Genomic DNA, 22,541 nt, shown 5'->3' with positions numbered 1-22,541 from the left:
ACTTTCGCCGAACCCGCAAGGACGTAAACAAGCCGCCCGCGTTTCTCTTTCTCGTATGATTCACTTGTCAAACAGCAGAGGCCACACCCAAGGGTACAACCCTTCACCAAGAGACGCGCCGACAGCCCGGTTGCCCGGCCCAGTCAGCCTACCCTCAGCGATGAAGTCCGCAGCGCGGGTCAACCCGGCGCCGGCAGTCCGCGGCGTCTAGAGCCGGCGAACCGTTCTGTCAACCGAACCAAACCAGCGCCAAAGCGCCCGGATCGACCGACGCATCGGAACAGAAGGACAGCGATCGCCCGATCCAGTCACCCGGATCAGCTCCGCTCACCAACAATCCCGAAGACCAACAAGACCCCCGACCCACCAACCGGTGGACCGCGGCTCCCCGTCGGTGAAATGGGGTATAGGGGGCACTGGATCAGGCGTCAATCGGAAAAACACAGGAAACGCGGATAATGCCCGTCACGGGGCCGCGGATCGCATCTGTCAGCCACGCCGCGGCAGGGGTGCACTGGCAAGCGAACTCAGAACCCTCTCTTCACCTGCGCCAGGGCTCGCGTCAGGCCGTCGGCGACGATCGCTCGCTCATCCGGCGAGGCGTCGCGGGCGACGACGACGTGCTCGCGGCGCGAGGTCAGGGTCAGCGTCCGCAGCCCAAATTCCTCGTCGTCGATGCGGCTGAGCTTGGTCCAGAGCGGGTTGAAGCGCCATTCGCGCCGCACGCCCCGCGGATCGATGCGGGCGAGGAAGACCTCGATGGGTGAGATCGCCACCTCCTCGAAGGAGCGTCCACGGCGGAAGCTCACCTTCAGCGCCACGTAGAGCGCCAGCATGTCGAGGCCGAAGAAGCCGGCAATCGGCCAGAAGCCAGCCCGCCAGCAGGCAATCGAGGTTACAAGGGAAACGAGGCAGCATAGCCCCATTACGATCCGGAACCCGTCCTGACTCAGGGATTGGTGAGGCCGGATCACCGCCGAGTAGACCGGCCGGTCCATCGTTGCCGGGTCGAGCCCGTCCGGATGCGCAGAAATGTTGCCGCTCGCCATGGGCCGAATATAACGCGCCGATGTCAGCGAAAAAGCCGTCTTCCCGCCCTTCTGCCCCTGGTGCGGTAAAAAGTCAGTTGGCGAAGTCTGCCCAGAGCACGGCAAAGCCGGCAAAGCTCAAGGCCGAGCTGATGCCCGCTCTGGCGGTCGGCGTCGAAACCTCGCCCGAACCTGTCGATGACACGACCTTGGTCGAGATCTTTTCGCGGTTGCGCGCGGCCGATCCGGAGCCGCGTTCGGAACTCGAATACCTGAACCCCTATACGCTGCTCGTCGCCGTGGTGCTCTCGGCTCAGGCCACCGACAGAAGCGTGAACCTCGCGACCGCCCCGCTCTTCGCCATCGCCGACACGCCGCAGAAAATGGTGGATCTCGGGGAGGAGCGGGTCCGACACTTCATCCGCACCATCGGCTTGTTCAACACTAAAGCGAAGAACGTCATCGCGTTGTCGCGAATTCTACTGGAGCGGCATGGCGGCGCGGTGCCGTGCGAAGCCGGGGCGCTGGAGGTGCTGCCGGGCGTCGGGACGAAGACGGCGAGCGTCGTGCTCAACGTCGCCTTCGGCGTGCCGCGGATCGCGGTCGATACCCATATCTTCCGTGTCTCGAACCGCATTCCGCTGTTTTCCGCCCCCACGACCGACAAGGTGCAGGCGGGGCTGGAGGCGCGGGTGCCGGAGCCGTTCCGGCTCAATGCCCATCACTGGCTGATCCTGCACGGGCGCTACACCTGCAAGGCCCGCCGGCCGGATTGCCCGCGTTGCGCCATCGCGGATCTGTGCCGTTACCCCTCGAAGACGACGGCGCTCACCCCCCTCTCGGCCGGGAATTAAGCAGCTCTGCGTGCGCGGCGGCAATGCGTTGCCCGGCCAACGCGTTGTGCTGCAAACCTCGTTCCGGTAGATTGATGCTAAGGCGGCCGGACATGTCTCTCTCGGGAAGCATAATCCGGCCGTCTGCCCGCCAGACGGGCCGCCGCGCCGCGGATTTCGCCTCAAGTGCCAGTTCCGAAGGAGCCTCGGCCCCATGGACTTCCTCAAACCACGGTACACGCCTATGAACCGCCGCCGTCGCATTTACGAGGGCAAGGCGAAGGTCCTCTACGAGGGACCGGAGCCGGGGACGCTCATCCAGCACTTCAAGGACGACGCGACCGCCTTTAACGCGAAGAAGCACGAGGTGATCGACGGCAAGGGTGTGCTGAACAACCGGATCTCCGAGTTCGTCTTCCAGCACCTCAACGATATCGGCGTGCCGACGCACTTCATCCGCCGGCTCAACATGCGCGAGCAGCTGATCCGCGAGGTCGAGATCATCCCGCTCGAGGTGGTGGTGCGCAACGTCGCTGCCGGTTCGCTGGCGACGCGGCTCGGGCTCGAGGAAGGCACGCAGTTGCCGCGCTCGATCATCGAGTTCTACTACAAGAACGACCAGCTCAACGACCCGATGGTGTCGGAAGAGCACATCACCGCGTTCGGCTGGGCGACGCCCCAGGAAATCGACGACATCATGGCGCTCGCCATCCGCGTCAACGATTTCCTGTCCGGCCTCTTCCTCGGTGTCGGCATCCGTCTCGTCGACTTCAAGATGGAGACCGGCCGCCTGTGGGAGGGCGACCTGATGCGCATCGTCGTCGCCGACGAGATCTCCCCCGATTCCTGCCGGCTGTGGGACATCAAGTCCTCGGACAAGCTCGACAAGGATCGCTTCCGCAAGGATCTCGGCGGCCTGATCGAGGCCTATACGGAGGTCGCCAAGCGTCTCGGCATCATGTCCGAGAACGAGAAGGTTCAGGCCGGCGGCCCGCGCCTGGTACAGTAAGCGTCTTCAGCGAGGCTGGACTGGCTCAAGGCCGGTCCAGTCGCGACGAAGGCGCAGATGAGTCGAGAGGTCCGGGTCGAAGTCCGGATGATAATGGGGGTCCTGCGCGAGCAGCGGCCCCCATCGCTTTTTCAGCGCCTCAACCTCGGCACGGTGTCGAGCGGCCGCCATCGGCGAGGGCCGCCGGCTCGCCGATTCCCGGTGATGGAGCCGTGCGGCGCCGACATAGAGGGTCCGCAGGCCCACGGCATTCAGCCTCAGGCAGAGATCGACGTCGTTGAAATCGATGGCAAAGGTCGAGGCGTCGAAGCCGCCGACGCGGGCGAACTTGTCCGCCTCGATCACGAGGCAGGCGGCGGTCACGGCCGAAACGCTTCGGGTGGCGCGCAGAGCGCCGAGATAGCCCGCCGCATCCCCGGCGAAGTGGCGGTGGCCGTGGGTGACGAGACCGCCGGTGCCCAACACGATCCCGCCATGCTGGATGCGGCCCTCGCCGTCGACCAACCGGGCCCCGACCGCGCCGATCTCCGGGCGCAACGCCTCGCGGACCATGCGCTCCAGCCAGTCCGGCGCCTCGGCCTCGACGTCGTTGTTGATGAAGGCCAGGAGGCGTCCGCGCGCCCGCGCCGCCACGCGGTTATTGATGGCAGCGAAATCGAAGGGGCCGGGACAGGCGACGACCCGCGCCGCGCCCTCTGCCTCGAGAGTGCGGAAATAGGCGAGCGTCTCGGGATCGCGACTGTCGTTGTCGCAGATCAGGATCTCCTTGGCCGGCCAGTCGGTGCGGTGGCGCAGGCTCTCGATGCAGGGGCGGAGCAGGTCGAGCCGGTCGCGGGTCGGAACGATCAGGCTGACGAGGGGGCGCGGCTCCGGCAGGGGCCTGTCGAGGCGGATCACGCCGTCTTGCCCGAGGCCGACGGGCGTACCCCCCTCCCCCGCCCGATCGAGATCGCGGCGGACGGCCTCCCGCCGCGCCGTTCGCCCCTCCCCTCTCGCTTCGCAACTCCCGAAGGACAGAATGCGCGGGAGATGGCGCACGGCGGCTGGGCCGAAGCGGTCCGCGATGGCCAGGGTCAGGTCGAGCACGGCGGCGCCGGGGACGACCTCGATACCGGTCACGCTGGCCCGGCGAAGGGCGATGACGGGCCCGAGATAATCGACCGTGCGCAGGTAATCCCGATCGAAGGCCGGACGCAGCAGGGGAAGCCAGGGGCCATCGGCGGAATGTCGGAACAACGCGTCGCCGTAGATCGCGTGACGATCGGGATCGGCGAAGGCGGCGGCGAGGGCCGCTGCCGCACCCGCCGCGATGTGCTGGCCCTCAGATGTGAGCAGGACGATCGGAGCCCCCTCCGGCGCGATGCGGATCGTGCCTTCCGTATCCGTCTCGATGCGCTCGATCCCGGCTACGGCGAGGGTGGCATCCGGCTCGCTCGGCGGTGGGACGATGCGGGGCCGGTCGAGATGGTGATGGGCGCCGACGAGCGCGATGAAGGCTTGCGCCGCCCGTAGCCGCCGGCCGGAGAGACGCGCCGCCAGGATCGGCAGAGCTCGCCTCGGATGGCGCAACGCCCGCGCGATGAGCGCGAGGCGTCCCGGAACGGGCTCGGCGGCGAAACGCAGGGCGTCGGGCCATGCGGGGGGCGGGCCGTTGGCGCTCATTCCAGTTCCTCGCCGAAGGTCGTGAGCGAGAGGGCCGGATGGTAGAACGGATCGTGCCGGATCACGTCGCGCCAGCGCTCGGTGAAGGCGGCGGCCTCGCGCTCGAAGCGCGCGCGGGCGGGCCCGACCGGTCGGCCGCGGCTCACCGATTCGAGGTGGGACAGCACCGCGTGGGGTGTCCATACCGTCTTCCAGCCCCGCGCGCCGAGGCGCAGGCAGAAGTCGATGTCGTTGAAATCGACGGCAAAGGTCTCTTCGTCGAACCCGGCGATGGCGTGATACTTCTCGCGCGCGACGGCGAGGCAGGCCGCCGTGACGCCTGAGACCTCATGCGCCACGCCCAAGCGATCGAGGTGGCCGGGCGTGTCGGCGCGGCGGCGGCGCAGGATATGGCCGGCCTCGCCGCCGAGCCCGACCACGACACCCGCGTGCTGGAGGCGCCCATCCTGGTAGAGGAGCTTAGCGCCGACCGCGCCGACCTCCGGCCGGACCGCCTGGGCGACGAGGACGGCGAGCCAATCCGGTCGCAACACCGCCACGTCGTTGTTGAGCAGGACAAGGACGTCGCCGCGCGCTTGCCGCGCGCCGGCATTGACCAGCGCCGAGAAATTGAAGGGGTGCGGATAGGGCTCGATCCGGACCCGTGGATCGCCGCGCAATCGCTCATACAGATCGAGCACGGCCGGCTCTTTCGAGTCGTTGTCCACGATCACCAGTTCGAGGGCGGGATAGGGCGTCTTTTCGAGGACATCCTCGGTGACCCGCGCGATCAGGTCGAGCCGGTCGCGGGAGGGGATGATGATGCTGACGAGCGGTGCCGGCTCCGGCAGCGGCCACTGAAGATCGAGGCGGCCGTCGTGGAGTGCCGCATGCGCCGACGATCCCGTGTTGCGCAGGTGCCGGTCGAGGTGTGGCGCGCGGGCGTTCGGATCGACCGTGACGGGTTCGCGACGGCATAGAATGCGGGGGATGTGAGCGACACGGGTCGCGGCCCCGGCCGCAAGATCGAGCGCAAGGGCGAAAGCGTCGGGAGTGCCCACCGGCTCGGCGGGCAGGCGGGCGAGGAAGGGTTCTGCGATCAGCGCCGGCGCGCCGACATAACCCGTGGCGAGGGCCAGATCGGGGCTCCAATCCGGCTTGAGGCGGGGCCTGACCCCTCGGCCGCCGGTCTCCTCGTCGGCATAGACCATCTCGGCCGCCTCAGCCTCGATGGACGTGGCGAGCAGATCCAGTGCCTCGGGCGCCAGGATGTCGCCGGGGCGGAGCAGGCCGAACAGGTCGGCCCCTCCGCCAAGCTCGTGCAGGGTCGCCGCCGAATTCCATGGGGTGGACCGCACGCGCCCGTCGATGGCCGGGTTCGTCGGCGGGGCGCCGTCGGTCCAAGCGATGAGGAGGGACCAGTCCTGATGGGTCTGGGCGCGCAGGCTCGCGACGCTGCGCGCCACCGCATCGGCCTGGGCAAAGGGAGCGGGGAGAACGAGACGGATCCGCGCACCGGATCGCTTCTCCGTCGATGCGGCGCGAAACAGCCGCGACGCCTTCCAGGCCGGATAGCGGGCAAGGGGCGCCGCCGCGCAGGCGCCGCGGAGGCTGTCGCGCCAGCGCCGCTCGTCGCGCGCGAGGCGGGCGCGCAGGGCGGCTGCGGCGCGCCCCGGCCGCTTCAGCAGCGCTTCCGCGAAGACGCCCGCGCTGCTCCGCAGTCCGACGCGCTCCAGCACGAAACCCGGCTCGGCCGCGATTTCGATGCGCTCGCAATCTTCCGGCAGGTAGCCGAGCCAGCGCGCGGCGCCGAGGGCAACACCCGGCAGCACGAAGCTGTCGCGTCGGCCGGCGCTGCGGAGCAGACGCAGCAGCGGTCTCTGCGGCCGCGCACGCACGGGCAGCGTGTAGGTCAGAACGATCCAGCGATCCTGCCACGGCCTCCGGTCCGGGGGCGACAGGACGAGGCGGCGGTCGAACAGGGGGGCGTCGGTGGGCAACAGGGAGAACGGCGTCTCACGGCCCCGCCACACGTCCCACCCATCGCGCCCCCTTTCATCAGGTTTGGCCATCAATCTTGGCCATCAGTCTTAGCGATGCCGTCCTCCGGCGCATTGCGAGCCGTGCGGCGCGGGCGCTTCCGTCATTGCCCAACAGGAGCCTCGCCCTGTTCCGCCGCCGCCGCAGGTGCAGGCTTGCGGCGGCGCGCGGCCGGCTTCGGGCGCGCCGAGGCGCCGGCCAGGGTCACTTCGATGTCGTAGCCCGTGGCCTTGTCGGCGGGCACGGTGAGATCGTTCTCGATGACCGTCGCCTCGCCCTGGACGGCGCCCGCCGGAACCACCACCGCCACACGGTGGCTGCGCATCATCACGGGCTGCTCGTTGTATTTCACGCCGATGGTCACCGGCACGTCGAAACGCCCGGCGGCACCGGCCGGTCCGAGCAAGGCACGCAGTTCGACGCCGACGCGCACCGCGACCGAGCCGTCGGGCCGGGCCTTGCACTCCCGGCTGAGCCGGCCGAGCACGACCTGATGGCGCAAGCGCCGGTTGTCGCCCGCGGCTCCGGCGAAAGCCTGGATCGCGGCGCCGCCGTCCGGCACGAAGACCGGCGGGCAATAGACGTCCCCGGGGTCCTGCGCCCGCGGCGCGGTGACCGCCGGCGCCTCGCCCTCGCGGCCACCGAACATGTTCTTGAAGAAGCTGCCCGGTTCGGCTCGCGCCGTGCCCGGCACGATCAGCACCAATCCGCCGAAGATGATCAACGCCCTGCGCATCGTCTGACCGTTCCCTGCCCTTTCCCGGCGATCCCTTGAACGCTCCGGAGCCGAACGATCCTACTTGAGCGCGTCGAAACCGGGGCCGAAGCCCTTCATCGAGACCGGGATGCCGACCCCCTCCTCCGGCGTCTGGAAGACGATGAAGGTCGATTGCGCCCCGTTGCGCATCGATTTGATGAGGCCGTCATCCATCACCACCTCGGCGACGCAGCCCATGGTCAGGCAGCGCACGAAGCTGGCGCGGCCGATATCGGTCTGATCGATCTTGAGGCCGAGGCCGGAGGTCAGGAGGATGCCGAGCGGGGCCTGCACCCGCAGCAGGTAGCCGCGGTTGTCGGCGATCTTCAGCACGATGACGACGAGGTTGAGGTTCGGCCGGTCTTCCGCCGCCACGTACTGCACCAGGGCGCATTGCTCGGCCTTGGCACCGGCCGGCGTCTCGCAGCGCAACTGCCAATCGTCGAAGGTCTTGCGCACGGTCCCCTGGGCCAGTGCAGCGCCGCCCCCGGCCAGCACCGCCGCGGCGGTCGCCACCGCCAGCGCAAGACGGCGGCCGGCCCCAGGACGCACCGCCCGAACCACGCCCGCAAACAGACTCATACGAACTCCGATCGATCGCTTTTCGAGACGGCGGCCGGCTCCGGCGGATGCCCCTCGCGCTGATGCACGCGGGCCCTCCGGAGCGCCACGCGGGCTCGGGCGTTGGGACCATGCGGGTTTCCCGGTGTCAAGCAATCGCGGCGCGGGTGTGTCGGGAATAGGGCAAAGCGGCTACCCCTCGCCGCCCCGCTGCCCTAAGGTAAGGCCAAGCTCTCATTCATCCGAGGAAACTGCCATGCGCCGCCTCGCCTCCCCCCTCGCCCTCGCGACCCTCTTCGTCGCGCTGGGTTGCGGGGGTGCTTTCGCCCTGTCCCTGCCGTTCGAGGAGTCGGATTACCTGCCCCCCGAGGCGACGACGACCTATGTCGAGCGCTCCCTCAACCATCAGGCGCCGCTCACCATCGAGCACCCGCCGGTGGAGCGGAATCCGCGCGGGCGCCGTCGTGGCGACGCGGCGGCCATCGCGGGTTTCTGCCGGGACGGCGGCACGGTGCTGCGCCGGGATACGATGGGCCGCCCCACCTACCTGCGTCAGCGCGAGGTTTGCGACAACGTCGCGCCCCGTACCCTGTGGCCGGGCCACGTCGCGCCGCGTCCGGCTTGGCCCGCCGAGGCGGCGCCCGTTCGCGGCCGGGCGATCGTGACGAAGTACTGAGCCGCTTCCGGTCGATCAGAACCGAGGCACGCTCGAGGATCGCCCGAATTCGCCGTCCCGCAGTAATCGACCGGACCGGGATCAGCCGTAGCGGTGCAGCTCCGAGCCGTGCCGCTTCAGCCAGCGCTCTGCCTCGTCGACATGGGGGCAGAGTTCATTGGTGAGGGCCCAGAAGCGCGGGGAATGGTTCATCTCCCGCAGATGCGCCATCTCGTGGGCGACGAGGTAGTCGAGCACGACCGGTGGTGCGAGGATCAGCCGCCATGAGAAGTTCAGCTCGCCGCGGGCCGTGCACGACCCCCAGCGGCTGCGCGTATCGCGCAGCGTCACCCGCGCCGGCCGCTGGCCGAGACGGGTCGCGTAGACAGCCACCGATTGCGACAGGTCGCGCCGCGCCTCCCGCATGAGGAACTCGCGGACGCGGCGAGGCATGTGCGCCGGATCGCCCGGGACGGCGAGCGTCGCGCTCGCGGGATCCGCCTCGGCGGTGCCGCGCCCCTCCCGGGCCACGATCCGGTGCGGCACACCGCGTAGCGGAATCACCGAGTCTTCCGCGAACGGCACCCGCTCCGGCAGCTTGGCGAGGCGGGCGGCGATCCAGCCGCCGTGGCTGTGCACGAACTTCTGAGCCGTGGCGAGCGACGACCGGGTCGGCAGCGTGAGCACCACCGCGCCGGTCGCGCTCGAAACCCGCAGGGTCAGCCGGCGCGCGGTCGGCCGCCGCAGGATGGCGATGCGGAAGGTCTGCCCGTCATGAGCGATCTCGATGTGATCCGGATCCGGCCGTCGCAGCAGGGCGCGCGTCATGCCCGCGAGCCTAGCCGCAGCCGGTCGGCTCAGCCATCCCAGCAATCCCTCTCTCACCGGAAATCCGCCTGACCGGAGCTTTGCGCGCGGGAATTCAGGCGCTCCCCTCCATCTCCCGCACGAAGCGGGCGATGCGTGGGGCGATGACGGAGCGGAAGCGCGAGCCGTTGAACACGCCGTAATGCCCCACCTTCTCCTGCATGTGGTAGGCCTTGCGGGCCTCGGGCAGGTTCGGGGTGAGATCGAGCGCGGCCTTGGTCTGGCCGACGCCGGAAATGTCGTCGTTCTCGCCCTCGACGGCGAGGATGGCGGAACGGCGGATCGCCGAGAGATCGACCAGCCGTCCGCCATGGCGCATGCGCCCCCGCGGCAGGGCGTGATCGACGAAGACGGTCTGCACGGTCTGAAGGTAGAACTCCGCCGTCAGGTCCATCACGGCGAGATACTCGTCGTAGAAGTCGCGGTGCTTCTCGGCCGAGTCGCCGTCGCCGGTCACGAGGTGATGGAACATGTCGGTATGGGCGGTGACGTGGCGATCGAGGTTCATCGCCATGAAGCCCGAGAGCTGCAGGAAGCCGGGATAGACCCGGCGCATCGCCCCCGGATAGAGCGGCGGCACCACCGTGATGCAATTCTTCTCGAACCAAGCCATGCCGCGCTCCTGCGCGAGGCAATTCACGGCGGTCGGCGAGCGGCGGGTGTCGATCGGCCCGCCCATCAGGGTCATCGAGACCGGCACATGGGCCGAATCCGCCGCCTCCATCAGCGCAACCGCGGCGAAGACCGGCACGGCGGGCTGGCAGACGGCCATGACGTGCAGGTCCGGCCCGAGGTCACGGAACATCGCCTGCAGGTAATCGATATACGTCCCGAGGTCGAAGCGTCCGTCCAGCAACGGGACCATGCGCGCGTCGGACCAGTCCGTGATGAAGACCCGGTGGTTAGGCAGCATCGCCTCGACGGTGCCGCGCAGGAGCGTCGCGTAATGGCCCGACATGGGCGCCACGATCAGGAGCTTGGGCTGCGGCTCCGAATGCCCGGCGGGCAGCGCCCGGTCGAAGGCGATCACACGGCCGAACGGCCGCTCCCAGACGACACGCTCCGAGACCGGGACGACCTGTCCGTCGATCACCGTCGTCGGCAGGCCGAAAGCCGGCTTGCCGTAGCGGCGGGTCACGCGCTCGAACATCTCCAGCGCGGCGGCCGTCGAGCGGGCATAGGGACCGTAGGCGAGAGGATTGCCGGGGTTGTCCAGACTGTGCCGGGCCGCGTCCGCCGCGAGCCGGGCCGGCGTCAACATCGCGCGGGCCGTCTCGTACCAGATATACGCCAAGTCCATTGCGGCACTCCCCGACGCGGCCCCCGAACCGGCCATGCTCGGATCGATCTTATCGAATGTTGCAGGCGGAGAAATCCTTCAAAATTACAGGCCGCCGGTAACGCGGCCGTGGACGTGCCCCCCACCGGCCCTATCGTAGCCGCAGCATGATGGACGCGGCCCACGAAACCCTGACCCCGACGGGCCGCCACCTGCGGCTCGACACCTTCGTGCGCCTGCGCTGGCTCGCGCTCACCGGACAGAGTGCGGCAGTCGTCGGCGCCCAGTTCGGGCTCGGGCTCAACCTGCCCTTCGGCTGGTGCTTCCTCGTCATCGCCGCCTCGTGCTGGCTGAATCTCGGGTTGCGGATCCGCTTTCCCGCGAGCTACCGCCTGAGCGACGATTCGGCGGCGCTCTTGCTCGCCTTCGACATCGTGCAGCTTGCCGGCCTGCTGTTCCTGACCGGCGGCCTGCAGAACCCGTTCTCGCTGCTGTTCCTCGCCCCCGTCCTGATCTCGGCCACCGCCCTGCCGCCGGAGCGGACCCTGGCGCTCGGTCTGCTGGCGGTGGGGCTCGCCACCCTGCTCGCTCTCGTCCACCGCCCGCTGCCCTGGTTCGCCGACGGGCGGATCGAGCTGCCCTTCCTCTACGTCTCGGGGGTCTGGACCGCGATCCTGCTCGGTACTGCCTTCACCGGCGTCTACGCGTGGCGGGTGGCGGAAGAAACGCGCCAGCTCGCCCGAGCGCTGGCCGCGACCGAACTGGTGCTCGCCCGTGAGCAGCACCTGTCGCAGCTCGACGGGCTCGCCGCCGCCGCGGCGCACGAACTCGGAACGCCGCTCGGCACCATCATGGTGGTGGCCAAGGAGCTCGACCGTCAGCTCGGCCCCACCGCCTCGCCCGCCATCGCCGAGGATCTAAGCCTGCTGCGCGATCAGGTGGACCGTTGCCGCGGCATCCTCTCGAAGCTCACTTCGATGGGCGAGGAGAACGAAGAGGGTGAGAGCTTCCTCCAGACCGTCACCTTCGGCCATCTCATCGAGGAACTGGTGGCGCCCCAGCGGGCGCTCGGCATCGCCGTCGAGGTCGTTCGGCAGGGCGAGGGGCCAGAGCCGATCTGCCGCCGCAACCCCGGCGTGATGTTCGGGCTCGCCAACATCCTCGACAACGCCGTGGACTTCGCCGAATCGCGCGTGGTGCTCGAGGCCAGGTGGGACGCCGAGCGCGTCACGCTGACGGTCCGTGACGACGGTCCCGGCTTCCCCAGCGAGGTGCTGTTGAGGGCCGGGGAGCCCTACGTCACCACGCGCAGTCGCGACCGTTCGCAGAATCCCGATGAGGTCGGCGGGGGGCTCGGACTCGGCCTGTTCATCGCCAAGACGCTGATCGAGCGCTCCGGTGCGCAACTCCTCCTGTCCAACATCACGGAGGCGGGACAGCGCGGTGCGCTGGTGCGGGTGACGTGGCCTCGTCACGTTTTCGAGAGGGAAGTGATTGCGCCCCATCGCGTTGCGCACAATTCTCTGAGACCCCTAACGGAACGGGATGCCGCACCCATATAATGCATATAGATGACACGAACCGACGAGGAGCGCCGCATGCTGACGCAGAGCGGGACGACGGTGCCGGGCTCCGACACCGCTTTTCTTTCCGATTCCGATCCCCTTGCCGCCTTCAGCGATCGCAGCCTGCTGATCGTTGACGATGACAAGCCTTTCTCAACCCGACTCGCCCGGGCGATGGAAGCGCGCGGCTATGAGGTCCATGTGGCCGAGAGCGTCAGCGAGGGCGTGGCGGCCGTCGAGTCCAAGGCGCCGGCTTTCGCCGTGATCGACATGCGGCTGGGCGACGGCAATGGGCTCGACGTGATCGCCCGCCTGAAGGAGCGACGCCCCGAGGCGCGAGGCGTGATCCTGACCGGCTACGGCAACATCGCCACGGCGGTGACCGCGGTGAAGCTCGGTGCCTTCGACTATCTCGCCAAGCCGGCGGATGCGGACGAGATCCACGGCACGTTGATGGCGCAGCCGGGCGAGCGGGCCGACCCACCGGAGAACCCGATGTCGGCCGATCGGGTCCGCTGGGAGCATATCCAGCGCGTCTACGAACTGTGCAGCCGCAACGTCTCCGAGACGGCACGGCGCCTGAACATGCACCGACGTACGCTCCAGCGCATCCTTGCCAAGCGCGCGCCGCGCTGAAGCCGAAAGAAGGGCCGGCGGATCGAATCCGCCGGCCCTTTTCGTTGTCGAGGCATCAGCGGACGCGCATGCCGGGCGCATTCATACCTTAACTGCGTGTTCTCGTTCGTTCCGGACGGTTGCGCCAAGCCCCGGCCTCGGGCTAGTTCGCCGCTTGAAAAGCGGAACGGGCTGACGCGCTTATGCGGAATCTCATCACGATCCTCGGTCTGATGGTGCTGGTCGGCACGGAAGTGTTCGCGGCTGCCATTGCCGCCGGCTGGGCTCTGGCCGGATTGCTCGATCTCGGCGATCAGGTCGGCCACGTGCTGATGGCGCTGTTCAGCCTCGTCGCCGCCTGGATCATGGTTCAGCTCTGGCGCCGCGCAACCGAAGCCGAGCCGATCGCGGCGGCCAAGCGCCGGTGAGATGTTTCCTGCGGTGACGTTTTCACGAAACCGCGGTAGAATTTCGGCCTCCGGCAGGCAGGTTCTCACTTGTTTTCGGATCGCCTTGAACAGTCCGGCTCACGCGCACGCGATCGAGCGCTCTTCCCTCCGTATCCGGCCTGACCGCCCCCGCGCGGCGCGGCCCGCCGATTTCCCAAACGAGTGCCCGCCATGAAAGCCCGCATCGTCGTCACCTTGAAGACAGGCGTTCTCGATCCGCAGGGGAAGGCGATCGAGGCGGCCCTGAAGTCGTTCGGGATCGATGACGTCTCCGGCGTACGCCAGGGCAAGGTGTTCGACCTTGAGGTCGCCTCCGGGAACCGCGAACAGGCCGAGGCGACGCTGAAGGCCGCCTGTGAGAAGCTGCTCGCGAACACCGTCGTCGAGAACTACACCGTCGAGATCGCCTGATGCGCGCCGCCGTCGTCGTCTTTCCGGGCTCGAATCGCGACGGCGACGTGGCCCGCGCACTCCGCCGCTCCGGTGCGGAAGTCGTTAGCGTATGGCACGCCGACACCGAGCTGCCCGCCGGCACCGACCTCGCGGTGGTGCCGGGTGGCTTCTCCTACGGCGACTATCTGCGCTGCGGCGCCATCGCCGGCCGGGCAGCGGCCATGGATGCCGTGCGCGCGCACGCCGCCCGCGGCGGCCTCGTGCTCGGCATCTGCAACGGCTTCCAGATCCTGTGCGAATCGGGCCTTCTGCCCGGCGTGCTGATGCGCAACGTCAACCGCCGCTTCATCTGCCACCGGCAGTTCCTGCGGGTCGAGCGCGCCGACACGCGGTTCACCTCGGCCTATACCGAGGGTCAGGTGATCGACGTCTGCGTGGCGCATGGCGAGGGCAACTACTTCGCCGATTCCGAGACGATCGACCGGCTCGAAGGCGAGGGCCGCATCGCCTTCCGCTACAGCGACGCCAGCGGCGCGCTGACCGAGGATGCGAACCGCAACGGCTCGCTCAACTCGATCGCAGGGATCTATTCCGAGCAGCGCAACGTGCTCGGCATGATGCCCCACCCCGAGAACTTCGTGGACGCCCTCGTCGGCGGCACCGACGGCAAGGGCCTGTTCGACAGCCTCGCCGCCTGATGGCCGATCGCCCGAACATGAGACGTCGCGCAGCCGGGTTGCTGCGCTGACGTTGGCGATGACGGCTGCGAAGCCGCCTCTCCGTCATCGCAAGGCGAGCAAGAATCCGGCGCTATGAGGGGCTCAGTGCCCCTCGAACTCCATCAGCGTGCGCACGGTGACGCCGAGATCGCGCAGGCGCTGGGCGCCGCCGATCTCCGGCAGATCGATCACGAAGCAAGCGGCCACTACCTCGGCGCCAAGCTGGCGCAGCAGGTTTACCGCCGCTGTCGCCGTGCCACCGGTGGCGATGAGGTCATCGACCAGGATCACCCGGTCGCCTGCCTTGATCGCATCGACGTGGATCTCGATCTCGTCGGTACCGTATTCCAGCGCGTAGGCCGTCGAGACGGTCTTGTGGGGCAGCTTGCCCTTCTTGCGGATCGGCACGAAGCCCGAGGAGAGCTGGTGCGCCACCGCGCCGCCGAGGATGAAGCCGCGCGCCTCGATGCCCGCGACCTGATCGATCCGCCCGCCCGCATAGGGGTGCACCAACGAATCGACCGCCCGGCGGAACGAGCGCGGATCGCTGAGCAGGGTGGTGATATCGCGGAAGATGATGCCCGGCTTCGGATAGTCGGGAATCGAGCGGACCGAGTCCTTCAGGGCGGAGTGGCGACGGGCTTCCATGCGGGGTGCTCGGTTGACGGCGATGCGGGACGTTCGGTTAGAGCGGGCCGGGGGCGCAGGGCGCGCCCCGCCCGTCAGGCGGCGGCCTTGCGCAGCAGGCCGATCAGATCACGGTGCAGCACCTCGTTGCCGCAGGCCACGGAGCGGGCGGCGAGCGGCTCGGCGCCGCCATCGGCGCTGGTGACGAAGCCACCGGCCTCGCGCACGAGGATGATGCCGGCCGCGATGTCCCAGGTCTGGAGGTCGCGCTCCCAGTACAGGTCGGTCCGGCCGCAGGCGACGTAGGCGAGGTCGAGCGCCGCCGAGCCGAGCCGGCGGGTGCCGCCGGACACCGCCATCACCGCGGCGACCTCCTTGAGCAGCCGGCCATGGCTGCCGCGGCCAAGATAAGGCGTGCCGTACGCGACCAGCGCGTCGGCGAAATCCTGCCGGCCGGAGACGCGCAGGCGCCGGTTGTTGAGGAAGGCACCCTTGCCGCGCTCGGCGATGAACAGCTCGTCCTTGGCCGGATCGTAGATGACGCCGGCAACGATCTGGCCGTCGCGCTCGAGCCCGACCGAGATCGCGAAATGCGGGATGCCGTGCAGGAAGTTGGTGGTGCCGTCGAGGGGATCGACGTGCCAGGTGTGGCTCTTGTCGGTACCCTCGATGTTCCCGCTCTCCTCCATGATGAGGCCGTAGCCGGGCCGCGCCTTCATCAGCGCGTCGCGCAGCACCTCCTCCGCCTTCCGGTCTGCGGCCGAGACGAAGTTACCGGGGCCCTTGCGAGAGACCTGAAGGTTCTCGATCTCGCCGAAGTCGCGCTTGAGACCGCGGGCGGCCTTGCGCACGGCATCGACCATGACGGTCATGAGGGGAGAGTTGATCATGCGGTTCGGCTCGCAGCCCTGGCCGGGCGCCTTGCTGGAAAAGAATTCTGTCAGGGCTTCTATACGCCTTACGCCGCAGCGCCAGGGGTGATCGGCGCAGGGGCGATATCCGGCAGGGTCCGGTGCCGAAACCGAATGGGCAAGCAGAGAACAAAAAAGCCTTCGCAGGGTTGGCGGCCTCGCCGGGCGGATTCCCGCTGGTTGTCGAGGGCCGAATCGTCGGCGCCATCGGCTGCTCCGGCGGCACGGGCGATCAGGATACGGTGGTCTGCCAAGCGGGCCTTGCCGCCCTCACGTGAGCGCGGCGACGAACCGGGCGGTGGCGGCACGCGGATCGGCCCCACGCATCACGCCGCCCATCACGGCGACGCCCGCTGCCCCGGCCTCGCGGCAGGCGGGGGCGTTGTCCCCGTCGATCCCACCGAGCGCGAAGACCGGCAGGCGATGGGCTGCGACGGCGCGCAATGAGGCGAGACCGAGGGCGGGACCGTAACCGGGCTTGCTTGACGTCGGGAAGATCGGGCTGAGGGTGGCGTAATCGGCGCCCATCGCCTCGGCCTCCGCGATCTCCGCGACGGAGTGGGCGGAGAACCCGATCAGCGCCCCCGCGCCAAGGATTTTGCGCGCCGCACGGATGCCGTCGATCCCGGCAGAGCCCGGCAGATGCACGCCCTGCGCCCCGGTCTCGGCCGCCAGCTCCGCGTCGCCGCCGACGATAAGACGGCCGCCGACCGGTGCCAGCAGGGCGATCAGGTCGTGGGCGAGATCCCGCCGCGTGTCCCGGTCGAGATCGCGGTCGCGCAGCCAGACGAAGCGCGCCCCGCCCGCCACCGCCGCCCGGACGGTCTCAGTCAGCGGCCGGTCCGCGCCGTGGCGGTCGGTGACGACGAGGAGCGGCGGGAGCGTCACCCGCCCTCACGAACCGACGAGGCCGAGCTGTGGGCTCGACGGCTCGGCCCGGCCGCGGCGCGGGATGCGCCCGGCCAGATGCGCGAGACGGCCCGCCTCGACGGCGTGGCGCATGGCGCCGGCCATCCGCACCGGGTCGTCGGCCTTCGCCACCGCGGTGTTGACGAGGCAGGCGGCCGCGCCCAGCTCCATCGCGATGACCGCGTCCGACGCGGTGCCGATACCGGCATCGACGATCACCGGCACCTTGGCCCGGCGGCAGATCAGCTCGATGTTGGCCGGGTTGGCGATGCCCATGCCCGAACCGATCAGCGAGCCCATCGGCATCACCGCGGCACAGCCGAGATCGGCCAGCCGCTCGCAGACCACGGGATCGTCGTTGCAGTAGGGCAGTACCGTGAAGCCGTCATCGACGAGATGGCGGCAGGCTTCGAGCAGTTCGGTGACGTCCGGATAGAGCGTCTCGCGGTCGCCGATGACCTCGACCTTGATCCAAGACGTGCCGAGCGCCTCGCGGGCGAGTTCAGCGGTCATGATCGCGTCGCGGGCGGTCTCGCAACCGGCGGTGTTGGGCAGGAAGCGGGCGCCCTTCAGCTTCTGGAAGGTGTCCGAGCCGTGGCCCTGGAGCGAGACCCGGCGGATCGAGGCGGTGACGATTTCGGCACCCGAGGCGCGCACCGACTGCGCCATGATCTCCTGGCTGGGGTAGCCGGCCGTGCCGATGAACAGCCGTGAGGAGAGCCGGATGCCGGCGATTTCCAGCGCGTCGTCCTCGGCGGCGGAGGTCTGGGCGAGGGTGGTGTCGTGATGATTCATGGTCAGCCTCCCTGCATGGCGCGGACGATCTCGATCCGGTCGCCCTCGTTGAGTGACGTTTCGGCCCAGGCCCCCTTGCGCACCACGCGGCCGTTGACGGCGATGGCGATTCCCTCGGCACTCTCGATGCCCCGCTCCTCGGCCTCCGTCGCGAACAGGACGGCGAGGTCGGTCGCCTCGCGCTCGCAGGTCTCACCGTTGACGGTCAGCCTCATGCCACGGCCCTCCCTGCGGTTTGCATCGATGACGAGAAGCGCGCCCGGCCAAAACCGCGGGCGAAGTCCGGCAGCGTGCCCTCGGTGAGGAGGGTCGCCACGGCGTCGGCGGTCGCCGGGGCGAGCAGGTAGCCGTTGCGGTGATGGCCGGTGGCGACGACGAGGCCGGGAGCGGCCTCCTCGATGATCGGCGCGTCGTCGTCCGAGGTCGGACGGAAGCCGCTCCAGACCGCGTCGATCGCCATTTCCTCGATACCGGGCAGAACCCGCCGTGCGCCCTCCAGCAAGGCGAACAACCCGCCCGCGGTGACGCCGCTGGTGAAGCCGCAATCCTCCACCGTCGCGCCGACGATGAGATGCCCGTCGCCTTTCGGCGCCATGTGCACCGCGTCGGTCCAGACCATGCGGGAGAGGGTGCCGGTGCGCTTGGTCGTGCGCAGCGCCAACGACTGCCCCTTGAGCGGCCGGACCGGCACGGCGAGGTCGCCGGGAAGCAGGCTCGCCTCCCCGCTCCAGGCACCGGCAGACAGGATCACCGTGTCTGCGGCCAGCGTGCGGCCGGCGGCGTGCAGGCCGGTGACGCGCTCGCCCCGGCGCTCCAGCCCCTCGACCGCGACACCCTCGCTGATAACGACGCCAGCCGCCTCGCAGGCGCCGAGCAGCGCGTCCATCACGAGCCGTGGGTCGACCTGCGCGTCGAGGGGGCAGAGGATGCCGGCGGTGACGTTGGGGCGCAGCAGCGGCTCACGCGCACGCACCTCCGGGCCGGACAGCCACTCGGCGGCGACACCCGAGCGGCGCTGCAGATCGTGACGGAAGCGCAGACGCTCGACCTCGTCGCGGCCGATGGCGATCACGAGGGTGCCGTCCGCGCGGTAATCGATTTCGCGGCCGGACGCCGCCTGGAGCGCGTCGCGAAAAACCGGCCAGCGGCGCAGCGACTCGAGCGCCAGCGGCAACAGCAGATCGGAGCCCGGCTCGTGCTCGGCAGCGGGCGCCAGCATACCGGTCGCGGCAAGGCTCGCACCGCTGCCGACGCTCCCGCGCTCCACCACGGCCACCGAGCGGCCGGCTTGCGCCAGCCGCCACGCGATCGACAGGCCGATCAGCCCCGCACCCACCACGGCGACGTCGGCACGCTGCGGCAACTCCGCCGGGCGCGGTCGCACCGTGAGGCTCCGGCGCTGGCCGATCGGGGAGGTCAGCAGGTCTGACATCGAAAACGTGCCTTCCGCGGGTCTGCCCGCAGGAACTGGCACCATGTGCTTCGATAGAAGCGGGTCCGCTCGAACGAGCGCCCCATCAGGTCCAATCCCTACGCCGGTATGAGCCGGATCAGGTTCGAAGGATTTCCGCGCTGCCGGCGACGGCGATAGCGGTTTCTCAGCCCCTTGTCGGGGATCTCCCTGGAACACTTCGGATGTGGGCCCCGCCGGGCGCGCGGTCAATCCCTACCGGGCCGGGGATGGGGTAAATCATCTACGACTCACACCGGACGGCGGAAGCACGCGAACGCTTGGCTTGCGTTCGTTGACGATTTATTCCGCAGCGGCCTTCGCCGCTCGTCTCCGGCCAGGGCGGTACACCGCCATCGGCTCGTCGAACCCGTCGAGGTCGTGGCTTCCGAGCGGTTCGGGGTCGCCCCACAGGAAGTCCACGAACGGCTTCGACATCAGGAGCGGCTCCTGAAGCGTCCGGTTGAGCCGCGCGAGGCGGCTCGCGAGGTTCACGTCGCGGCCGATCACGGTGAAATCGAGCCGGGTGCCGGAGCCGACATTGCCGTAGGCCGCCTCACCGTGATGCAGGGCGATGCCGGCATCGACCACCCGCTCGCCGAGACCGAAGCGCCCGACCGTGTTCGCTTCGGCAAGGGCCGCCAACGCCGCCTCTGCTGCCGTGAGCGCACTCTTGGCCGCGCCGCCGAGGTCGTCTCCCGATTCGCGGAAGATCGCGAGCAGCCCGTCGCCGAGATATTTCAGCACCTCGCCGCCCTCCCGCTCGATCGGCGGCACGAGACAGTCGAAGAACGCGTTCAGGAGATCGACCGCGCCCTCCGGCGTCCGGTTGGCGGACAGGCGCGTGTAGTCGCGCATATCCGCGAACAGGATCGCCGAGCGGATGCGGCGCACCTGCCCGCGCCGGATGTCGCCCGAGAGGATCGCGCGGTGCGGCTCGTCGCCGACATAGATGCGCAGCACCGTATCGAGCTGCTTGTTGAGAATGCGCATCTCCATCACCGCGGCGAGCGCGGGCATGACGAAGCGCAGGATCGCGATATCCTCATCGCGGAAGCCGTCCTCCGCGCGCGTGGCGAAGGTGATGCCGTTCTTGTTGCCGTTGGTGAAGATCAGGGGCGCCACGAGGTAGTGCGTGTAGCCGTCGGCCTTCAGCTCCGGGACGATCGCGTAGGCGTCCTCGGCGGTCTCCGCGAGATCGAGGCTCAGCCACTCGCCGGATTCGTGCACGGTGGAGAACGGGCTCGCTTGGTAGGCCTTCGCGGAGACCTCGCCGTGGGGAAACAGGCGCACGGTCGATCCGGCGCCGCGGGTCCAGACGCGGCCGACGCCGGAATACTCGGAATGAAGCGTGTCGATGGCCGTGGAGGCCCGGTCGATCGGCACGCCGATCGCGTTGAGGCGCTCGGCGAGCCCCGCAAGCAGGTCGTCGGCCTTGGGCAACCGGGCACCTTCACCGAGCAGCCAATCGCGGATGCCAACGCAGCGTTGCAGAGCCCCGAACGGGACGTCCTCGGCTTCCGATCCGTCGGCGAGAGCCGTCGGCGTTGGTTTCGGTGCGTCGGCGTCTCGCATCGGGGAAAGGTGGGTTCTCGGGTGCTCAAAGCAAGGCTTCGCGCGGGGCACGAACGGCGCTTTGAGCCCATGGTGGACGACGAGCGCCCGGCACGCTCGAAGCCTGGGGGACGAGCGTGACCGCATCGTGACGCGGAAGGCCGGGCAAGGTGAGCCAGCATGACCGAGATTGGGACGCTGGATCAAGTCATCGAAGCGACACGGCAATGCGCAGCGCACGCCCCGGCGCTAAGGCGGAAGCGTGGCAGGAGGATGCCTGCCGGACCCGCCGATCGATCGGCGCCAGGACGACCCGACATGTTGAGAACCGCTTTCAGCCTCACCCTTCTGGCCACCGCGGCGCTCGCACCAAGCCTTACCCTGGCTCAGGGCAAGCAGGATTTCACCCTCGTCAACCGCACCGGCTACCAGATCGACGAGGTCTATGTCGGTCCCGTCAGCCAGTCGCACTGGGGCCAGGACGTGATGGGCAAGGATGCGATCGCCAACGGCGACACCGCCGACATCACGTTCAACGGCAGCTCGAACGCCTGCAAGTGGGACATCAAGGTCGTCTACAACGACGGCGACGAGTCCGAGTTTCGCGCGGTGAACCTGTGCAATGTCAGCCGGGTGACCCTGTTCTGGAACCGCAGCGCCGGCGAGACGCGCTTCGTCGTCGAGTAGACCCGACCCGAGGCGGCTTGCCGAATGAAAAGTGCGCGGAAAGCATGCCGTTGAGCCGTCGATTGAATTACGCTTCTCAACACATCGCGAGCGCGGGACTTTCTGCACAATATCGCGCTTGCGATCACCAGAAGCGATACCGATAACTGCATGGGATCGCGGTTTTCAGATTCCCTTGCGCTCCTTGGCCCGTGTCGAACCAATCCTTCACCTTCACATCCGAGGCAGACGGCTTCGAGGGGTATCATGCGCTCTACTCGGCCGGTTCCAACGTCGCGGCGACCGATGGGACATTCCGCGCTCGCGTAGAGGCGCATCGGTTCGGCCCAATCAACGTCTTCGAGCGAACGTTAAGCAGCGTCCAGCATTGGCGTGACAGAGCCCGCGTGCGCCGCGACGGCTTCGATCACTTCGTGATTCAGTACCTGCGCAGCGGTACCTACTATGGTGGTTCCATCGACGCGGAACGCCGCCTCGCACCCGGCGATGTCATCCTGTTCGACATGAGCCGCCCGCAGCGGACGCACGTCGAATCGGCATCGACCGTGACGGTGAGCCTGAGCCGAAAACTGGTCGAGGCGGCGGCGCCCGAAGCGGGCCGCTATCACGGACATGTCTTGCCGGAGGCGGTGTCGGGTCTGCTCGGCGACCTGATGGGATCCCTCGCGCGGCGGGCCGCCGCCACCGAGCCGAGCACGGCCGAGAGTACCGCCCGTGCGCTGACCGAGTTGCTAGCCGGCGCGCTCGGGCAGGTCAGGCCCGACGACGAGGCTTCGAATGCCCTTATCGCCGATTTGCGGCGGCGGCGCGCGGAGGCGTTCATCGAAGGGCGGCTCAACGACCCCGCACTCGACGTCTCGATGGTCGCAAGGGGGGCGGGATTGTCCCGCAGCGCACTCTATCGCCTGTTCGAGCCGACGGGCGGCGTCGCACACCACATCCTGACCCGCCGCCTCGAACGGTTGAGCGGGGCGCTCCGCAATCCGGTCGAGGCCCGCTCGATCACCACCCTCACATTCGATCACGGCTTTGCCAGCGAGAGCCATTGCAGCCGCGCCTTCCGCAGCACGTTCGGCTTGCCGCCGGGCCGCTATCGCGCCGAAATGCGCCACCCGCGCGCGGGCACCGTCGGCCAGCCTCTGCCCGGTGAGAGTGCCGCGAACCTAATGTCCGCTTGGTCGCGCGCCCTCGCCTGAA

The 22,541-nt window shown here is 68.9% G+C and carries 25 protein-coding genes and 1 riboswitch; of the genes, 11 read left to right on the top strand and 14 right to left on the bottom strand.

Going from position 1 to position 22,541, the window contains the following annotated elements; genetic code table 11:
* Positions 1–527 precede the first annotated feature (527 nt).
* Positions 528–1,049: a DUF2244 domain-containing protein gene (locus tag MKK50_RS17950; protein ID WP_056193943.1), complete on the bottom strand. Its 522-nt coding sequence runs from the start codon at positions 1,047–1,049 to the stop codon at positions 528–530.
* Between the two features lie 131 nt (positions 1,050–1,180).
* Between MKK50_RS17950 and nth the strand changes: the two genes are divergently transcribed.
* On the top strand, positions 1,181–1,882 hold the full coding sequence (nth, locus tag MKK50_RS17945) for an endonuclease III (RefSeq protein ID WP_499024250.1): 702 nt from the start codon (positions 1,181–1,183) through the stop codon (positions 1,880–1,882).
* Positions 1,883–2,075: 193 nt separating this feature from the next.
* Positions 2,076–2,870: a phosphoribosylaminoimidazolesuccinocarboxamide synthase gene (gene purC, locus MKK50_RS17940; RefSeq protein ID WP_003605938.1), complete on the top strand. Its 795-nt coding sequence runs from the start codon at positions 2,076–2,078 to the stop codon at positions 2,868–2,870.
* A 6-nt stretch (positions 2,871–2,876) separates the two neighbouring features.
* Here purC and MKK50_RS17935 read toward each other — a convergent pair whose 3' ends face one another.
* The 4 genes from MKK50_RS17935 to MKK50_RS17920 form a co-directional block, all read right to left on the bottom strand.
* The gene (locus MKK50_RS17935) at positions 2,877–4,532 is read right to left on the bottom strand and encodes a glycosyltransferase family 2 protein (RefSeq protein ID WP_499024242.1); all 1,656 of its coding nucleotides are present in this window, start codon (positions 4,530–4,532) and stop codon (positions 2,877–2,879) included.
* Positions 4,529–6,583, bottom strand: coding sequence for a glycosyltransferase family 2 protein (locus MKK50_RS17930; RefSeq protein WP_499024240.1), 2,055 nt, complete (start codon positions 6,581–6,583; stop codon positions 4,529–4,531). Before MKK50_RS17930 ends, MKK50_RS17935 begins: the two co-directional genes overlap by 4 nt.
* A gap of 71 nt (positions 6,584–6,654) precedes the next feature.
* A complete protein-coding gene (locus MKK50_RS17925) occupies positions 6,655–7,287 on the bottom strand; it encodes a hypothetical protein (protein WP_499024239.1) in 633 nt (210 codons plus the stop codon).
* A 60-nt stretch (positions 7,288–7,347) separates the two neighbouring features.
* Positions 7,348–7,890 (bottom strand): invasion associated locus B family protein, encoded by a 543-nt coding sequence (locus tag MKK50_RS17920; protein ID WP_499024237.1) that lies wholly within the window; start codon positions 7,888–7,890, stop codon positions 7,348–7,350.
* 235 nt (positions 7,891–8,125) lie between these two features.
* Between MKK50_RS17920 and MKK50_RS17915 the strand changes: the two genes are divergently transcribed.
* On the top strand, positions 8,126–8,545 hold the full coding sequence (locus tag MKK50_RS17915; RefSeq protein ID WP_499024236.1) for a hypothetical protein: 420 nt from the start codon (positions 8,126–8,128) through the stop codon (positions 8,543–8,545).
* Positions 8,546–8,626: 81 nt separating this feature from the next.
* Here MKK50_RS17915 and MKK50_RS17910 read toward each other — a convergent pair whose 3' ends face one another.
* A complete protein-coding gene (locus MKK50_RS17910; protein ID WP_499024234.1) occupies positions 8,627–9,352 on the bottom strand; it encodes a M48 family metallopeptidase in 726 nt (241 codons plus the stop codon).
* A gap of 94 nt (positions 9,353–9,446) precedes the next feature.
* Positions 9,447–10,691, bottom strand: coding sequence for a polyhydroxyalkanoate depolymerase (locus MKK50_RS17905; protein ID WP_499024232.1), 1,245 nt, complete (start codon positions 10,689–10,691; stop codon positions 9,447–9,449).
* Between the two features lie 146 nt (positions 10,692–10,837).
* On the opposite strand from MKK50_RS17905, the gene MKK50_RS17900 reads away from it, so the two are divergent.
* From MKK50_RS17900 to purQ, 5 genes are all read left to right on the top strand, one after another.
* The gene (locus tag MKK50_RS17900) at positions 10,838–12,232 is read left to right on the top strand and encodes an ActS/PrrB/RegB family redox-sensitive histidine kinase (protein ID WP_499024230.1); all 1,395 of its coding nucleotides are present in this window, start codon (positions 10,838–10,840) and stop codon (positions 12,230–12,232) included.
* 36 nt (positions 12,233–12,268) lie between these two features.
* A complete protein-coding gene (locus tag MKK50_RS17895) occupies positions 12,269–12,871 on the top strand; it encodes an ActR/PrrA/RegA family redox response regulator transcription factor (protein ID WP_499024248.1) in 603 nt (200 codons plus the stop codon).
* Between the two features lie 182 nt (positions 12,872–13,053).
* Positions 13,054–13,278, top strand: a complete 225-nt coding sequence (locus MKK50_RS17890) for a hypothetical protein (RefSeq protein ID WP_253367620.1) — start codon at positions 13,054–13,056, stop codon at positions 13,276–13,278.
* Positions 13,279–13,470: 192 nt separating this feature from the next.
* Positions 13,471–13,710: a phosphoribosylformylglycinamidine synthase subunit PurS gene (gene purS / locus MKK50_RS17885; RefSeq protein ID WP_253367619.1), complete on the top strand. Its 240-nt coding sequence runs from the start codon at positions 13,471–13,473 to the stop codon at positions 13,708–13,710.
* Entirely contained in the window at positions 13,710–14,390 is a 681-nt protein-coding gene (purQ, locus tag MKK50_RS17880) for a phosphoribosylformylglycinamidine synthase subunit PurQ (protein WP_499024227.1), read from the top strand. Before purS ends, purQ begins: the two co-directional genes overlap by 1 nt.
* A 123-nt stretch (positions 14,391–14,513) precedes the next feature.
* Here purQ and MKK50_RS17875 read toward each other — a convergent pair whose 3' ends face one another.
* Together MKK50_RS17875 and MKK50_RS17870 are read right to left on the bottom strand one after the other, a co-directional pair.
* Positions 14,514–15,059, bottom strand: a complete 546-nt coding sequence (locus MKK50_RS17875) for an adenine phosphoribosyltransferase (protein ID WP_253367611.1) — start codon at positions 15,057–15,059, stop codon at positions 14,514–14,516.
* Between the two features lie 74 nt (positions 15,060–15,133).
* Positions 15,134–15,928, bottom strand: coding sequence for an inositol monophosphatase family protein (locus MKK50_RS17870; RefSeq protein WP_253367610.1), 795 nt, complete (start codon positions 15,926–15,928; stop codon positions 15,134–15,136).
* A gap of 122 nt (positions 15,929–16,050) precedes the next feature.
* On the opposite strand from MKK50_RS17870, the gene MKK50_RS17865 reads away from it, so the two are divergent.
* On the top strand, positions 16,051–16,227 hold the full coding sequence (locus MKK50_RS17865) for a heme-binding protein (RefSeq protein ID WP_499024225.1): 177 nt from the start codon (positions 16,051–16,053) through the stop codon (positions 16,225–16,227).
* Here MKK50_RS17865 and MKK50_RS17860 read toward each other — a convergent pair.
* From MKK50_RS17860 to MKK50_RS17840, 5 genes are all read right to left on the bottom strand, one after another.
* Entirely contained in the window at positions 16,220–16,837 is a 618-nt protein-coding gene (locus MKK50_RS17860) for a thiamine phosphate synthase (protein ID WP_499024224.1), read from the bottom strand. The genes MKK50_RS17865 and MKK50_RS17860 overlap by 8 nt on opposite strands.
* Before the next feature lie 6 nt (positions 16,838–16,843).
* Positions 16,844–17,653 carry a thiazole synthase gene (locus tag MKK50_RS17855; protein WP_253367607.1) on the bottom strand — a complete coding sequence of 270 codons (810 nt, stop codon included), beginning with the start codon at positions 17,651–17,653 and terminating at the stop codon, positions 16,844–16,846.
* Positions 17,654–17,655: 2 nt separating this feature from the next.
* Positions 17,656–17,868, bottom strand: a complete 213-nt coding sequence (gene thiS, locus MKK50_RS17850; RefSeq protein WP_499024221.1) for a sulfur carrier protein ThiS — start codon at positions 17,866–17,868, stop codon at positions 17,656–17,658.
* Positions 17,865–19,085, bottom strand: coding sequence for a glycine oxidase ThiO (gene thiO / locus MKK50_RS17845; protein WP_499024219.1), 1,221 nt, complete (start codon positions 19,083–19,085; stop codon positions 17,865–17,867). Before thiO ends, thiS begins: the two co-directional genes overlap by 4 nt.
* Before the next feature lie 77 nt (positions 19,086–19,162).
* Positions 19,163–19,285, bottom strand: a riboswitch (TPP riboswitch).
* A 121-nt stretch (positions 19,286–19,406) separates the two neighbouring features.
* Positions 19,407–20,678: an adenylate/guanylate cyclase domain-containing protein gene (locus MKK50_RS17840; RefSeq protein WP_499024217.1), complete on the bottom strand. Its 1,272-nt coding sequence runs from the start codon at positions 20,676–20,678 to the stop codon at positions 19,407–19,409.
* A 297-nt stretch (positions 20,679–20,975) separates the two neighbouring features.
* Here MKK50_RS17840 and MKK50_RS17835 point away from each other — a divergent pair, with 297 nt between their 5' ends.
* On the top strand, positions 20,976–21,344 hold the full coding sequence (locus tag MKK50_RS17835; RefSeq protein WP_499024216.1) for a hypothetical protein: 369 nt from the start codon (positions 20,976–20,978) through the stop codon (positions 21,342–21,344).
* A gap of 191 nt (positions 21,345–21,535) precedes the next feature.
* A complete protein-coding gene (locus MKK50_RS17830; protein ID WP_499024213.1) occupies positions 21,536–22,540 on the top strand; it encodes a helix-turn-helix domain-containing protein in 1,005 nt (334 codons plus the stop codon).
* The last annotated feature ends 1 nt before the right edge of the window (position 22,541 follow it).

Source organism: Methylobacterium sp. J-043 (assembly GCF_022829505.1).
GTDB lineage: Bacteria > Pseudomonadota > Alphaproteobacteria > Rhizobiales > Beijerinckiaceae > Methylobacterium > Methylobacterium extorquens_A.
Note: the sequence above shows the minus strand (reverse complement) of the source record. Positions and strands in the feature narration are given on the sequence as shown.

What these genes read in the sequence shown, in the direction of transcription:
- MKK50_RS17950 (WP_056193943.1), bottom strand. Translation starts at nt 1,049, where the DNA reads ATGGCGAGCGGCAACATTTCTGCGCATCCGGACGGGCTCGACCCGGCA.
- nth (WP_499024250.1), top strand. Translation starts at nt 1,181, where the DNA reads ATGCCCGCTCTGGCGGTCGGCGTCGAAACCTCGCCCGAACCTGTCGAT.
- purC (WP_003605938.1), top strand. Translation starts at nt 2,076, where the DNA reads ATGGACTTCCTCAAACCACGGTACACGCCTATGAACCGCCGCCGTCGC.
- MKK50_RS17935 (WP_499024242.1), bottom strand. Translation starts at nt 4,532, where the DNA reads ATGAGCGCCAACGGCCCGCCCCCCGCATGGCCCGACGCCCTGCGTTTC.
- MKK50_RS17930 (WP_499024240.1), bottom strand. Translation starts at nt 6,583, where the DNA reads ATGGCCAAACCTGATGAAAGGGGGCGCGATGGGTGGGACGTGTGGCGG.
- MKK50_RS17925 (WP_499024239.1), bottom strand. Translation starts at nt 7,287, where the DNA reads ATGCGCAGGGCGTTGATCATCTTCGGCGGATTGGTGCTGATCGTGCCG.
- MKK50_RS17920 (WP_499024237.1), bottom strand. Translation starts at nt 7,890, where the DNA reads ATGAGTCTGTTTGCGGGCGTGGTTCGGGCGGTGCGTCCTGGGGCCGGC.
- MKK50_RS17915 (WP_499024236.1), top strand. Translation starts at nt 8,126, where the DNA reads ATGCGCCGCCTCGCCTCCCCCCTCGCCCTCGCGACCCTCTTCGTCGCG.
- MKK50_RS17910 (WP_499024234.1), bottom strand. Translation starts at nt 9,352, where the DNA reads ATGACGCGCGCCCTGCTGCGACGGCCGGATCCGGATCACATCGAGATC.
- MKK50_RS17905 (WP_499024232.1), bottom strand. Translation starts at nt 10,691, where the DNA reads ATGGACTTGGCGTATATCTGGTACGAGACGGCCCGCGCGATGTTGACG.
- MKK50_RS17900 (WP_499024230.1), top strand. Translation starts at nt 10,838, where the DNA reads ATGATGGACGCGGCCCACGAAACCCTGACCCCGACGGGCCGCCACCTG.
- MKK50_RS17895 (WP_499024248.1), top strand. Translation starts at nt 12,269, where the DNA reads ATGCTGACGCAGAGCGGGACGACGGTGCCGGGCTCCGACACCGCTTTT.
- MKK50_RS17890 (WP_253367620.1), top strand. Translation starts at nt 13,054, where the DNA reads ATGCGGAATCTCATCACGATCCTCGGTCTGATGGTGCTGGTCGGCACG.
- purS (WP_253367619.1), top strand. Translation starts at nt 13,471, where the DNA reads ATGAAAGCCCGCATCGTCGTCACCTTGAAGACAGGCGTTCTCGATCCG.
- purQ (WP_499024227.1), top strand. Translation starts at nt 13,710, where the DNA reads ATGCGCGCCGCCGTCGTCGTCTTTCCGGGCTCGAATCGCGACGGCGAC.
- MKK50_RS17875 (WP_253367611.1), bottom strand. Translation starts at nt 15,059, where the DNA reads ATGGAAGCCCGTCGCCACTCCGCCCTGAAGGACTCGGTCCGCTCGATT.
- MKK50_RS17870 (WP_253367610.1), bottom strand. Translation starts at nt 15,928, where the DNA reads ATGATCAACTCTCCCCTCATGACCGTCATGGTCGATGCCGTGCGCAAG.
- MKK50_RS17855 (WP_253367607.1), bottom strand. Translation starts at nt 17,653, where the DNA reads ATGAATCATCACGACACCACCCTCGCCCAGACCTCCGCCGCCGAGGAC.
- thiS (WP_499024221.1), bottom strand. Translation starts at nt 17,868, where the DNA reads ATGAGGCTGACCGTCAACGGTGAGACCTGCGAGCGCGAGGCGACCGAC.
- thiO (WP_499024219.1), bottom strand. Translation starts at nt 19,085, where the DNA reads ATGTCAGACCTGCTGACCTCCCCGATCGGCCAGCGCCGGAGCCTCACG.
- MKK50_RS17840 (WP_499024217.1), bottom strand. Translation starts at nt 20,678, where the DNA reads ATGCGAGACGCCGACGCACCGAAACCAACGCCGACGGCTCTCGCCGAC.
- MKK50_RS17835 (WP_499024216.1), top strand. Translation starts at nt 20,976, where the DNA reads ATGTTGAGAACCGCTTTCAGCCTCACCCTTCTGGCCACCGCGGCGCTC.